The organism is Planctomycetaceae bacterium (assembly GCA_021371795.1).
Classification (GTDB): domain Bacteria; phylum Planctomycetota; class Phycisphaerae; order Sedimentisphaerales; family UBA12454; genus UBA12454.
Window position 1 is genome coordinate 266,245 of sequence record JAJFVK010000013.1, and the last position, 14,088, is coordinate 280,332.

The window sequence follows — 14,088 nt, forward strand, 5'->3', positions numbered from 1 at the left end:
AGTGTATTTCAAAAACTTGCTGCTCGTGGCCATGGTTACGGCCTTCGCTTCAATAGTTGAAGCTGCTGAAATTAAGCAAACACGGAGTTTGAGCGAAACTGCGGTTTTCTCGCAGTTTGACAGCAAGTTAGGCAATCTTAATTATATAAAAATAGATGTTCTTTTAAATATCAGCGACGGACAGTTGTATTACGATAACGACAGTTCTTCACCGGCATCCGGAACTCTGCAGTTCGGAAAAGTTGTAAGTATTACATATACAACAGATGTAATTCTGAAAAATTCCGCCGCCCAGATGATTTTGGGCGATGGCAAGATTTACGGTTGCAATACCTTGAACTTCAGTCTTGCCGCTGACAACGGCGACGGAAAATACAACTATGATTCCACTTCGCCTGACGGCAGCGTTTTTTCGGGAAGCAGTTTGACATTCTCTGATTCCGGTTATATCGCAGATGGCTATTGGAATCAGGGCACGAAAGGCTTTATCGGTGCAGGTACGTATAATATTCTTTATTCCGTGAGCCGGTGGATTAACTTTTCCGGGAATAATATAAACGATATCGAATATTATTGTTCGCCTGCGGTTTCGTCGAACGGCAGCATTAGCGTAATATATTCTTATACCGCTGTTCCGGAACCATGTTCGTTTTGTTTGATTAGTGCAGGCTTTGCTTTAATTATGAAGAAAAGGCAAAAGCCAAAAAGATAATTTTAAAAATTTGTGTTTTATGACCAGTTTTCTCTTGCATTTTTAATTATGCAGGATATACTTGTTTTTGTTGGGAGACAGGTCAAAACACTTTTTTAAGTAAATAAAATTCAGCAATTCACACAGTTGAGTTTTTTAGTTTGTTTTACAGGGGACGAGTAAGTAGTTATTCAGCGAACTGGTAATTCGCGCGTTTTAAAGCAACGCAGTACCAATTTGGAGGCATATCGTTTTCACGGAGTCAAGTTATTCAGCGCAGGTATAGCGCGCATTGTATGTTTAAAATTATTTTGGAAACGTTATCAGAAAGGTACTTAAGGATGAAAAAATTACTTACAATCAGTTTAGCTCTAATGCTTGCGGCTTCAACAACGTATGCCGTAACAATCACTTCTATAAACGCTAATAACGCGATTACGAATTATGATTACGTAACAGGCAAGCTGACCATGACCGGCACAAGCGGCGGCAGCGTTCAATTTGACAATACAACGAACATGTCTCTTGGCGGCTCATTTACACTTAGCCTGTATTTGACAGATGCCTCTTTCGGCACAACAGCGGCGGCAAATCTTGATACATCAAAAGCCGCGACATTCTCATTTTACAATGGCAGTACTGTTTATCTGGCAGGCACAATTTCCAGTTTCAATCTTATTGAAGCATTCGACAACGGCGGTATGCTCGCAGGTCAGGGCGCATTCAGCGTCGATGCCGGCAGTACATTACTGTCAGCTTTTGGCAACACCGGCAATATCGTTGATATTACGTTCTTTGCTCCAGCAGCTTTGAACAATTTTAACACAATGAATTTTTCGTCAAGTCCGCAGACTCTTTCAAATTTCACAATCACATCCGTTCCGGAACCGGCAACGATGGGGTTGTTGAGTCTTGGCGCTTTTGGTCTTTTAAAAAGAAGGAACGTTAAAAAGTAATGCCACGGGCATTTTTAAATTGCGCGTCGAACGGCTAAATAAGTCATTACGCCGGCTTCGCTGAGTCGCGATTCACGAACGCAGTTTTTAGTACCGTTGGTAAAAATCAGGAATCCTTGGAGAGTCAATAAGAAGAAGTTATTAGGCGTTAGTAATCGAAGAAGAATTCTTATTGAAATGCCGCAATCGGCAATTTATTCGCCGACAGGCAACAAGGATTAAAAATGTTACGTTTCAACCTTCTTACAATTTGTATTTGTATTGCATTCTTTTCGTTCTGCGGAATTTCTGTTTATGGCAGCTATGATGTCTATATGCAGGAAAGCCCTCCCGGTTCAGGCGTTATTATGCCGGGCGTTGGTATGCACACCTTTCAAGACAAGGAAAACATTACGCTGACTACCGCTCCGAAAGCGGGTTATCGTTTTGTCGGCTGGCTCGGCGATGTCAGAGACCCCTCGGCTAATAGAACAAGTTTGGTCGTCGATGGTCCGAAGATTATCATCGCGGTATTCGAAAGAGATGAATACGCTTTCGAAGAAAAGGACCCGCAAATCAGCGTCGGCCCCGAAGCTTTGTTCCCCCGTTCCGATACTTACACCAACAGTATCAGTACATGGAGCGAGCCGTATGACCCGTATGACCCGGACTATCCAGAGGATCCTGAAGACCCAGGTGACGATCCGCCTGTTCCAACTCCGGAACCAACGACAATGGTACTTCTCGGCATAGGCGCGTGGCTTGCGAATAAACGCAGAAACGATTCGAAATAAAGTTAAGACAAACTTATAGAGATTGTCTTTGTAAAACTGCTTTCCAGTTTAATCGGATAAGCGGGAGTAACGCTTGTATAGCTTTTGAAAAAAGTTTTGCGCAGCGGAGTGTTTCCGTTTGCACAGAGCTATAGAGGTATTGAGTGAAGTTTCATGTATATACGAAATGAAATAATAATTTTATTGAAAGGTAAAAATATGAATAAAAGAAATCGCTTTCTAACGTGCATTGGGGTGGTTGTCCTGATGGTTACGCTGCAGACTACTCTATTCGGCGGATATTTTCTGCCCGCAAGCGACATCTGGCAGGGTTCACGTAATGTCAACATCAGCTCTGGCACTGCTTATGTCGAATATGCTGTGTATGATGCAACCGACTTACCAGATGAAATAGACATAACAACAACTGATAAATACGTTTATGCCTATCAGATTTTCAATGATCAGCCGGGCGACTACGATTTGCCGATAGCATCTATGATACTATCCGGCGGCAACACATCTGTGGCTCACAACATCGGCTCTTTAACTGACGGCACTACATCGGGCGTTTCACCAGACTATTCTGCAATCAACACTACAGACAGCACTTTTGTCTGGGAATTCCAAAATGGCCTTCTTGTGGAATACGCACATTCTATGTTCCTAGTATTCACCTCCGATTACGCTCCTAAAGCGGGAACTATCGCACTGTCAACTGAATATGGCGATGACATCCCAGTCAATGGTGATGGCACAACTACCGGAGATTCGTCTGCATCAGCTCCAGAGCCCACAACGATAGCGTTGTTGTCTATTGGCGCCTTTGGTTTATTAAGAAAAAAAGTGAAAAGAAGTTAATTGTAGGGCGACCTCTAAAAGCCAGTCCTCACGAAATTTGTCCTCGATCTGGTCGGGGAGTGAGTGGTGCTTTGGGAGTTCGTCTTAAAAAATCCTTGAGAAAGATTTTTTGGAAAGCCCTGCGAATACCAACAGTATTTTCAGGGCTTTTTTATGCGCTGTTAATGTAGTTAAAATTGATGATGAATTTTCCGCTTGACTTAGTCCCTTTTATCAGATATAATGCCGCCCAATCATTGGGATTTGGGGCGGAGAAAACATTTGGGCAGCCAACCGACTGGAGGGTTGGAAGGCTGGACATCAGTTAGTCAGGTCGAGAAAACGCGTAGCAGTGGTTTTTGCGCGTTCATTTCGCATATAATCCACTATTTCGGAGAAAACGGGCTGTTTTTCTGCGCTTTGTGCGTATGAAAGAGTCTTTGGCTTGTTTTCTGTAATTTGGATTTTGGAGTTATTTTGGAAAGAAGTTGTTGTATGGACTTGAGAAGAAATGTTATTGCGCCAATTCGTTCAGGCATTCCCCGTTTTCACCTGATTTTAGCCATCCTTATGCTTTTTGCCGTCCAGTCGCAGGCCATAATCTATTGGTCAGCAAGCAGCGGAAGCGGAACGGGCTTTACGTGGGCAAACGGAGGAAGCGATAAAGGCCTGTATGGCAACCCGGAAATAAACGGAAATACATTCGAGTTTACTCCCGGCACAGACTTCCAGGCAACAAGCAACGGTAATACAGTACTTACTTATGACCGGTTGCAGTTCGACATAACCGTTGACCCCGGCCAGACAATCCTTGGCGTAAAGATTGCCGAGCAGGGAGAATACAGCATTACAGGCACAGGCAGCGTCAACGCTTTCGGTGCAATCACCATTATCAATTTGGACCAAAACAATAAAATTACATCTTCGTTCCAGACCGACCCGACAATGAGCATTACTTCGGGAAGCGGCGAATGGAACGGACAAGCCGAAGTTGCCCTTACCGGCTGGTCACACATCAGAGTTATCATAACAAACTATCTTACTGCATCCAGCCCGGCAGGCTCTTCGTCTTATATAAGCAAAAATAAATTCGGCGCAGGCACAGATGACGATTCCATAAACGTCGAAATTCTGATTCCTGAACCGGCCACGCTGGCGATTTTCGCTTTGGGAATTTTAATTTTCCCTGTTACTAAAAGGCACAGCAGGCATATTGCGATAATTGCAATTTGCGCAATGGCCTTTATGTTCACAAATTCAGCCGACGCGGCTATCGACTGGGACACACCGAGCGGCTCATCGACGGCATTCGATTGGGAAAACGGACAAAGCGATAATGGTCTGTTCGGCCAGCCTCTGCTTGACACCGACGGAGCGTTTATTTTCGCACCAACAAACTTTTACTCAACATCTGCAAGCGGCAACGCTAATGACTCTCTCGAGTTCGATATAATTGCAAAGCCGGGCTACGTAATCACCGGAATCGGCGTTATCGAATCAGGCGAGTATGTAATTATCGGCGATGGTCAGGCTGAAGTAATCGCAAGTATTACAATTCAAAATCTTGTCGATGGCAGCAGTGTTCCTACCGCGAATATCAATGTGCCGATTTCAGGAGAAGGTTACAGTTTTTGGGATGGTTCGGTTTCTTTGACAGATCTAAATCTGACTCATATCAGAATCGCCATTGCAAGTTATTTAAATACTTCCGCTGTTGACGGCTACGCAGCATTGGTTAAGACAACTTTCGCGGTACCTGTTACCGTTCAGGCTCTTCCCGAACCGGCAACAATCGCCCTGCTGGCGTTCGGTTCACTGGCGTTCACCGTAAAAAAGAAATAAAACAGGCAAAACACACTTTTTATAAGCCATTCGAAACCATTGGAATGGCTTTTTTTATGCGCAATATTTATTGTGGATTTATTCTCGATACTATTATAGAATAATATCCCGGTATGGATATCGTTTACAAAAACAAGACGCTTGAGCGAATACTGATACTCACGAATATTACGGTAACAATTGTTGTCGTGCTTGTCGCCCTTGCGCAGCTCGGCTTTCACAATCCGCTTTTATCAACAAACACAATGTACGCGATACTCATCGCCTCGACGGTATCATTTATAGCAGACCAGTTTTTGAGATTTTTCAATGCACGTTCCAAAATGGACTACCTGCAGATATTCTGGTTTGGTTTCATTTCGATAGCGGTTCTTGTTGTCCTCTATTTTATTTCCGGCCTGTTCGCTGCACTTGGTTTTTATCTGCTTTTGCAGATTATCACAAAAGTATGCAGAACCATCGTCAATCTGGCCGCTTCGGGCAAAAGTCCTGCGATTGTTTTCGTCAGCAGTTTCATCGCCATCGCATTCGTCGGCTCAATTCTGCTGATACTGCCAAAAAGTCATACAGTGCCGATGAGTTTTATTGACGCTATGTTCAGCGCGACAAGTGCAACCTGCGTTACAGGTCTGACCGTTAAAGACACCGGCAAAGACTTTACATTCGTCGGACAAATTATCATTCTTTGCCTGATTCAGCTCGGCGGGTTGGGCATTGTAATTTTCGGTACAGTTTTCGCATTGTTTTTCGGTCAGACGCTTGGAATGCGTCAGACTGTCGCGATGCAGGATTTGCTTAGCGAACGAACTTCCGGAGTAATTGCGCATTTCATTCGTTTTATTTTCCTGACAACGATGATTATTGAAACGCTTGGTGCGATATTCCTCCACAATATGTGGACACAAGCCGCCCCGCTGCCGCGACACATCGACAACTTGTGGTTCTGTTCGGTATTCCATTCCATCAGCGCATTTTGCAACGCAGGTTTCGGTTTATTTTCGGACAACCTTATAAAATACAGTTTCAACTGGCAGATATATGGCGTTATATGTCCGCTGATTATACTTGGCGGTCTTGGTTTTGGCGTGTTGCATAACATTACTGATTTTTCCTGGTATAAATTTAAAGCTATTTTCATACACTGGGCAAAATCGCCCGGCCGTCAGATTGTTCCTGAAAAAATTCAGCTTCAGACGAAAATCGTTTTGCTTGCGACAATCATTCTTATCGCCGGCGGTATGATTGGGTTGCTCGTTCTCGAAAACAATACCGGCAACGGACATTTCGATTTGCCGACCGCGTTTTTTCAGTCTGTAACAGCCAGAACCGCGGGCTTTAATACCATAGACATCGCTTCGCTTTCAGCGCCTTCAAAAATGCTGCTGGTAATTCTTATGTTCATCGGCGGCTCACCCGGCGGAACAGCAGGCGGACTAAAAACCGTTACGTTGGTGATTATCATTATGGCTGTTTACGCTACCGCACGCAGAAGAGCCGAGGTGGAAATGTTTAAGCGTTCTGTTCCGCTCACTGCAGTTGGAAACGCGATTACTGTCGTTTCTCTGTTTATGCTTGTGTTTTTAACAGCAACGTTTTTATTGGCGATTACTGAACGGCATAACAATTTCGATTTCATCGATATTATGTTCGAAACGGCTTCGGCTTTGGGAACTGTCGGTTTGTCGGCGGGTATTACATCGTCTTTGACAACCGCGGGAAAATTCATTATTATTATAACAATGCTCATCGGCAGATTAGGCCCGCTTACATTGCTGGCCGCGATGACATTTAACATTAGACCGGCGCGTTTTAATTATCCCACTGAACCGGTAGTTGTAGGATAATTTACTCAAACTGACCAAAGTCAGTTTGAGAGTCATTAGTCGTTAGTTTTTAGTCGTTAGTTATTGAACCCCGCCTTTGCCGGGATACTGATTTTAATGCCCTTGATTTTTGGGAGTACCGATATGAAAAAATTTGCAGTTATTGGCCTGGGTCGTTTCGGCAGAAAACTCGCTGTATCGCTTACTATGAGCGAAGCGGAAGTAATCGCTATCGACCAGAATCGTGAAATTATCGAAGACATCCGCGACGAAGTAACGCACGCGGTAAGACTCGACTCCACGGATGACGACGCTCTTCGCGCACAGGGCGTTGACAAAGTTGACGTCGCAATCGTCGGCATCGGCCAAAGCGGCAGAGGCTTTGAATCGTCTATTCTAACGGTCGTAAATTTAAAGGCAATGGGCGTTCCGCGTGTTTACGCTCGCGCTGAAACTATGGTTCAGGGACAGGTGCTCGCCAAAGTCGGCGCAACTGAAGTGATTTATCCTGAAATCGAATCAGCAAACAGATGGGCCGGCAAACTTATCACTCCGCAAATACTTGACAAAATCGATTTGACGCCCGGCTATTCTCTTGCCAGCGTAATCGCTCCGAGTAGTTTTCACGAAAAAACCGTTCTCGATTTGCAGCTCCGCCAGAAATACGGCGTTAATCTCGTTTCGATTAAAAGAGGCGATAACGTCGAAGAACAGAGCCAGAAAGGTGAAATCATTAATGTACCGTTCCCGGAAACAGTTATTTATATGGGAGATACACTGATGGTTACCGGCTCGGATGAGAGTCTGTCCCAACTGCCCGAAAAATAGTATTGGGTTCTCATTTCAATCCTTACTTTTTATTACCGATAACATTGCCGGCAGTAAGTGAATTGCAGCAGGACGGACTTTGCGCAGAACTATTGAAAAATCATGCTCGCGGAGCGGCCAATGCAATTACAGGTTTGCGGAACGCATCGCATGATTAATCGAGTTCGATACCTTCAGGCACAGATTCGCCTTCTCTGACGATGCCCTTTTCGACTAATTTAGCATATTCGATGCAGTACCTTGCCCATGGTCTGGCTTCAAGTCTCGCTTTGGAAATGCCTCTGCCGGTTACTTCGCAGATTCCGTAAACTTCGTCTTCAAGACGTCCTATGGCAAATTCGATTTCGCGAAGAATTTTTCGTTCGCTGTCCAAAAGCCCAAGTGAAAATTCCTGTTCGTAGTTATCGGTACCGATATCAGCCATATGGATTGGCATACTTGAAAGGTCGCCGCTGGCGTCGAGTCGGGATTTTTTCAGAGCTTCATCTTCAATATGGTTCAGGTCGCCCATAATTTCTCGTCTCTTTTCACTAAGCAGTTCACGGTAATGCGTTACTTCTGCTTCGGTAAGGTATTCGCTGGTTTTCGTATAGACCTTAGCCGGCTCACTTTTTGCGACAGCCTGCTTTACCGTACTCTTACTTGTGTTTACCTTTTTTTTCATCGTATCCTTTTTTTTTATTTATACACCGCGTACACCACTTTTGAGCTACTCTATTGGATTATAGGTCCTAAAAAAATTGCCTAAATCCGCAGTTTTGAAGAGCAGTAATATAGTCAGCCGCCCCAACGTTTGCAAGACATTTTAATTTTTAATACAACCCTTTGTCTTGCAATGCCTTACGTCCTCTTGAATTGCTTTTCAAGTTCTGCCAGCGAAAATTTAATCGCTGTCGGTCTCCCATGCGGACATCTGCTGGCACGCTCGATTGCCTCTTTATCGGCTAAAAGTTGATGCATCTCAACTTGGTTTAATTTTTGTCCTGCTTTGACAGCCGCTTTACAGGCCGTCATATCAAGAATTTTGTGTAAAAGCCTTTCAGTATCCAATTTACCATCTGTCGCATCCAGAATGTCAAGCAAATCGGTAATAAAATCGACGGGGTTTACCTTTGCCAACAGTGTTGGAAATGATTGAACCGCCCACAGTCCCGGCCCAAACGGCTCAACGACGATTCCCAGCTTGTCTAATATGTTTTCAGCCTTATTAAGAGCGTCCTGCCGAGTTGGATTGACCTCAAAAGTCTCCGGAATGAGTAGCTTTTGAGACTCTAATTTAGAACCTGCATCGCTCGCCAGTCGTCGGCACAAATCTTCATAAATTATGCGTTCGTGAAGAGCGTGCTGATCGATGATTAAGAATCCTTCGTCAGTCTGCACTATTATATAACTGTCGTGAATTTGGAAATATTCGGTTTCAGGCAATTTTTGCACCGCCGCTGGTTCTGAATAAAAGTTATCACGATGCTGTGTTGCTGTAAAATCGCTTTTCTTCGCGAAATCTGAAAAATTGAACCTCGGCTGTGAAGACGATTGTTTGGCCGCATTGAAAAATCCCGCAATCGCGCCGGTTATCCCCTGTGATTGAGGATATATGCTTTTGTCCTGCGGCAAGGTAGCCGTTACATCCAAATCCATCGCGAGCATTTTCTCACGAATCAGCCCAAGCACCTGCGAGTAGATGAGATTTGCGTTATCGAATCGGACTTCGATTTTTGTCGGATGCACGTTGACGTCAAATTCGTCAGCTGGCAATGTAAAAAATATGAACACGACCGGAAATTTATCAGGCTCTATAATGCCTCTATAAGCGTCTCGTACAGCCGCTGAAAGAAATTTGTCGCGTATAAATCTTCCATTGAGAAAGAAATACTGAAATTTCGTATTCGCTCTGCCGTTTTCCGGTTTGCAGACAAACGCCGAAACGTGCATATTTTTTTCAGTGCTTTCGATATGCAAAAGTGAGTCAGCCAAATCGGCAGAAAACAATTTAGCGATTCGTTCTTTTACGTTCGCACCTGTGTTTAATTTATAAAGCTGCCTATCGTTGTGAAACAAACTGAACGTGATATTGGTGTTAGCAAGCACGATTCGTATGAACTGCTCGACAATGTGCGTAATTTCCGTGTTAGCTGTTTTGAGGAATTTTTTTCTTGCCGGCAGTTTATAGAACAAATTGCGTATTTCAATTATTGTGCCGACATTTGCGCTGCACGGCTGAATCTGCCCTTTTGTGCCGCAATCGATTTCGATTTTATTCCCTGCCAGTGGTGAGCCTGTCGAATCCACGATAGACTCCTGCGTTCTGCTGGTAACAGTAACTTTGGCGACCGAAGCGATACTTGCCAGAGCTTCGCCGCGAAAGCCCATTGTAGAAATGTTTAATAAATCGGCGCTGGATTTGAGTTTGCTTGTCGCGTGAGCCTCGAAAGCTACGGACAAATCCTGCGCATCCATTCCGCCGCCGTTGTCGATTACACGGATAAGTGCTTTGCCGCCGTCTTCAACGTAAATAGCGATTTCCGTCGCGCCTGCATCGATGCTGTTTTCGACAAGCTCCTTGACTACACTGGCTGGTCTTTCGATAACCTCGCCTGCAGCAATCATATTTATCGTATTCTGGTCAAGTACTTTTATTTGACCCATTATAACACCGGCTTTTATTTAAACTATTTTACGAACAAGCTTTTTCCGGTCATTTCAGCCGGCTGCGGCAGTTTCATCATTTCCAGCAATGTCGGCATAACATCGGCAAGGCTTCCGCCGTTGCGTAATTTTTTATTTTTGTTTAGTTCATCGAAAACAATCAGCGGAACATCGCCGGTTGTGTGCGAAGTAAACGGATTGCCGTCTCCATCGCTCATCTTTTCAAAATTGCCGTGATCGGCTGTAATAATCGCCGCTCCGCCAAGCTGTTTAACTTTTTCGAGAATCTTGCCAACGCAGCTATCGACGACTTCAGCCGCTTTAACCGCTGCGGACAGAATACCGGTATGGCCGACCATATCCGGATTGGCGAAATTAATGACAATCACGTCATATTGATTCGCTTCGAGTTTCTGCATAACGACATCGCAAACTTCAAACGCGCTCATTTCTGGCTGCAAATCATAAGTTCTGACCTTCGGCGAGGGAACAATCTGCCGGTCTTCGCCGGGGAATGGTTTTTCGGTATAGTCATTGAAGAAAAATGTAACGTGTGCGTATTTTTCAGTTTCCGCGCATCTGAACTGTGTAAGGCCAAGCTGACTGAAATAATCAGCGGCGATATTTTTCATCTTCGGCGGCTTGCGGAAAATAACCGGAGCCGGAATACTTGCATCATATTCCGTCATACAAAGATAATACGTCTTCGGCCTTACAGTTCTGCTGAAACCTGTAAACGCATCATCAACGAATGCTCTGGTAATCTCACGCGGTCTGTCGCCTCTGAAATTAAAGAACACAACGCCGTCGCCATCTTCAACTTTCGCCAAAGGCTGGTCGTTTTCACCCACAATACAAACCGGCTCAATAAACTCATCGGTAATTTTCTTATCGTAACTTTCCTGCATCGCCTGCTGTGCGGATTTCGCTCTGCCGCCTTTGCTCTGCGTCAGACACTCATAAGCGCGCTGCACTCTGTCCCATCGGCTGTCTCTGTCCATCGCGTAAAATCTGCCCATAATGGTCGCGATTTTGCCGACGCCCTTTTCAGTCATCTTCGCTTCGATGTCAGCAAGGTATCCTTTGCCGCTGTCAGGCGGTGAGTCTCTGCCATCAGTAAAAGCGTGCAGATAGACCTTTTTAAGATTATTGCTTTTAGCGAAATCGAGTATGCCGTAAATATGTTCGAGAATAGAATGAACACCAATATCACTGCACAAACCGAACAAGTGAAGTTTGCCATTGTTCTTCTTGACATAATCAGCCATCTTGAGCATTTCTTCAATTTTGAAGAACGAGCCGTCACGCATCGCCTTGGTGATTCTGACGGTTTCCTGGTCAACGATTCTGCCGGCACCCATATTCTGGTGGCCGACTTCGCTGTTGCCCATCGTGCCCGCAGGCAGGCCTACATCTTCGCCGGAGGTATGAACCAGACAATTCTGATACTGACTCATCAGCATATCATCCGTCGGCACTTTGGCCTGTTTTATTGCGTTGCACTTATCATCAGTGGGATTGGGATTGTAACCCCAGCCGTCACGAATAATTAAAACAAACGGTTTTCTCTTTAATGTAATTTTTTCTTTAGCCATAATACCTCTGCAATATTCAAATTTAATATATTTTAGACAGGTATGGTAAAAAAACAGGGTGTGAAAGTCAATTCAATTAAGTTTAATCACTGATAATATATAAACCGTACATCGGCTTTCCAGTTGTCTTTTTCGCCTTTGATTTTGGAAAGCGTAACGTTTGTGCATTGCAGGTTCGACCACCGCATATGCATAATCGAGAGGAATTTCGTGAATTTCTCAATGTCAATCCGTTCTATTGTCATCGAGGCGTCTTCGCTCGACTGGCCGCCTTTGACTTTTCGCTGCGGACTTGTACTCAATCTATAACCCGTCGGCAGAATTTTGCACAACTGCGAAACCTGATTGATGGCGGTGATAAAATCAAACCCTTCGCCGGCTTTTTTCTTGTTCGCATAATCGAGCCGCTGCGGGTCAAGTTCGCCAAGTATCAGTTGGATATGCTTTTGACCCTCGACGTAATCCTTCATTGAATTATCCAGCCGACCTTTAATGCCGGGGATTCCGACAATCAAAAGCCATACCGGCCATAAGCCGACCAGCACCGGCACAAGCACATAATAAAATATTGGTCTTTTGTATATCTCTTTCATTCTCTGGAATCCTATTTCAATTCTATTGTAAGTCTGAAATTGTCTCTGCCGTCTTTTGCCTCATAAGTCGCCGAGCCTCTGCGCAGTTTCGGATGCTTATCGGCGGCTCCGAACAGTTGCAAATTTCCGCCGAGACTTGTACTGCCGGTAATGTTCATTGTCTTTGTAGTTACCGCAATTTTGTCAATGTTAATATCAACGTTTGACGGAACGCTATTAAGCATTTCGAACAGGTAAGTAAGTTTCGCTTCTATCGAATCCTCGCCCGATGCGCTCAACAATCCGCTTTTAACGTCTTTGATTTTATTTATTTCTCTTTTCAATTTTTGAACCGCATCGTGTGAGGCGGTATATTTTCCGCCCGGCATCGCGATAACATATTCAGTTTTGAATTTCGCGTCGATTTTTTTGATATCTTTGCCCGCGGAAAAATAGTGCATTTGCAGCAAAGCGCCCAATACTATGAACAGAGCCGCAAGACTGACGCCGGCGATTTTGATTGTCTTTTCGATGACGGCTTTTTTGCCCTGATAAGGCATAAAGTCTGCGCGGAAATCGACCTTGTCTGTTTTGCCCGTAAGTCCCGCCGCTGCGCCTGCTGCTATAATAAGTTCGAGCGATTCACCAGCCTGCAATTCCGCATTGACCGGCAATGATACCTTTTGAGTAATATCGAGCTTATCGGCAGTCATCGAGGTTTGGGCTGCCAGAGCGGTTAAATCCAGTTTGTCTGTCGTATCGTAAACTTTTATCGCAGCCGCCCTGCCCTGGGCCGCAAGCGAAGACATAGACCGCATAATCTGGCCTGCGAAAAGCGATGTCTTGTTTTGTGCCGGCGAAGTCAGAAACGCGCGAACAATAGTTTTGCCCTCGCTGCCGGCCGGACAAATCATAAAACATTTCGTCTGCGAAACGGCGGCAATAACTGCGCCGCTGCCCGCACTATCTATAACTCTGCGCAGACATATCGAATCAGGCTCGATTGTTACCGGGTCGATTTTGTGCGTCTGGAGAGATTTAATAATTTCTGTAATCAAATCCGCGCCTGCCGCAAACGCCGAGACATCCGAGCCGGACATTTGTTTGCCGAGCATCTCGAAAGCTATCGCCGTTTGAGAAGCATCGACCGCCAGCGCCTCTTCAGCGTCAAACTTTACCGTTTGTGCGATTTGGCGGTAGTCCTGAAATTCAGAATGAAGTTTCTGCTGCCTGTAAAGCCTGCAATCAATAGCGACAGCCGCATCGGTGAAAACGAAATTCTTTTCAGCACAAAGCGACGCGATTTTGGCCGCGGTGTCGGAAAAGGAAAACTTCTTTGCCTGCGGCTCCGCCCCGGCAGCTGGCGCTTCAGGCGTTACAGTGAAATAATCCGATATTTCGATTCTGTCCGCCATTTTAGACGCAAGAACTACTGTCGTCTTGTCAGACGCGACATATATACCAAGATATTTATTTTGTTCCAACCGTTTACTCCGCAATTATTAGAAACCGCCTGCGGCGGAAACCATTTTACACTGGATTC

At 44.8% G+C, this 14,088-nt stretch carries 12 protein-coding genes; 7 read left to right on the forward strand and 5 right to left on the reverse strand.

What is annotated here, in order from left to right:
* Window position 1 precedes the first annotated feature (1 nt).
* The 7 genes from LLF92_06715 (at window position 2) to LLF92_06745 (ending at window position 7,732) form a co-directional block, all read left to right on the forward strand.
* The gene (locus tag LLF92_06715; protein MCE5340805.1) at window positions 2-712 is read left to right on the forward strand and encodes a hypothetical protein; all 711 of its coding nucleotides are present in this window, start codon (window positions 2-4) and stop codon (window positions 710-712) included.
* Between the two features lie 320 nt (window positions 713-1,032).
* Entirely contained in the window at window positions 1,033-1,647 is a 615-nt protein-coding gene (locus tag LLF92_06720) for a PEP-CTERM sorting domain-containing protein (GenBank protein MCE5340806.1), read from the forward strand.
* A 224-nt stretch (window positions 1,648-1,871) separates the two neighbouring features.
* Window positions 1,872-2,420, forward strand: coding sequence for a PEP-CTERM sorting domain-containing protein (locus LLF92_06725; protein MCE5340807.1), 549 nt, complete (start codon window positions 1,872-1,874; stop codon window positions 2,418-2,420).
* 198 nt (window positions 2,421-2,618) lie between these two features.
* Window positions 2,619-3,260: a PEP-CTERM sorting domain-containing protein gene (locus tag LLF92_06730; protein MCE5340808.1), complete on the forward strand. Its 642-nt coding sequence runs from the start codon at window positions 2,619-2,621 to the stop codon at window positions 3,258-3,260.
* Between the two features lie 474 nt (window positions 3,261-3,734).
* A complete protein-coding gene (locus LLF92_06735; GenBank protein ID MCE5340809.1) occupies window positions 3,735-5,081 on the forward strand; it encodes a hypothetical protein in 1,347 nt (448 codons plus the stop codon).
* A gap of 113 nt (window positions 5,082-5,194) precedes the next feature.
* Complete coding sequence (locus LLF92_06740) at window positions 5,195-6,925, forward strand: hypothetical protein (GenBank protein MCE5340810.1); 1,731 nt, start codon at window positions 5,195-5,197, stop codon at window positions 6,923-6,925.
* Between the two features lie 123 nt (window positions 6,926-7,048).
* Window positions 7,049-7,732, forward strand: coding sequence for a TrkA family potassium uptake protein (locus tag LLF92_06745; protein ID MCE5340811.1), 684 nt, complete (start codon window positions 7,049-7,051; stop codon window positions 7,730-7,732).
* Window positions 7,733-7,886: 154 nt separating this feature from the next.
* Here the strand turns inward: LLF92_06745 and LLF92_06750 are convergent, their stop codons facing one another.
* The 5 genes from LLF92_06750 to LLF92_06770 all read right to left on the reverse strand — a co-directional run bounded on the left by LLF92_06750 (window position 7,887) and on the right by LLF92_06770 (window position 14,029).
* Window positions 7,887-8,396, reverse strand: a complete 510-nt coding sequence (locus LLF92_06750; GenBank protein MCE5340812.1) for a TraR/DksA C4-type zinc finger protein — start codon at window positions 8,394-8,396, stop codon at window positions 7,887-7,889.
* Between the two features lie 176 nt (window positions 8,397-8,572).
* Complete coding sequence (mutL, locus tag LLF92_06755; protein ID MCE5340813.1) at window positions 8,573-10,378, reverse strand: DNA mismatch repair endonuclease MutL; 1,806 nt, start codon at window positions 10,376-10,378, stop codon at window positions 8,573-8,575.
* Window positions 10,379-10,401: 23 nt separating this feature from the next.
* Complete coding sequence (gene gpmI / locus LLF92_06760; protein ID MCE5340814.1) at window positions 10,402-11,973, reverse strand: 2,3-bisphosphoglycerate-independent phosphoglycerate mutase; 1,572 nt, start codon at window positions 11,971-11,973, stop codon at window positions 10,402-10,404.
* An 86-nt stretch (window positions 11,974-12,059) separates the two neighbouring features.
* The gene (locus tag LLF92_06765; GenBank protein MCE5340815.1) at window positions 12,060-12,566 is read right to left on the reverse strand and encodes a hypothetical protein; all 507 of its coding nucleotides are present in this window, start codon (window positions 12,564-12,566) and stop codon (window positions 12,060-12,062) included.
* An 11-nt stretch (window positions 12,567-12,577) separates the two neighbouring features.
* Window positions 12,578-14,029 carry a hypothetical protein gene (locus LLF92_06770; GenBank protein ID MCE5340816.1) on the reverse strand — a complete coding sequence of 484 codons (1,452 nt, stop codon included), beginning with the start codon at window positions 14,027-14,029 and terminating at the stop codon, window positions 12,578-12,580.
* Window positions 14,030-14,088 lie beyond the last annotated feature (59 nt).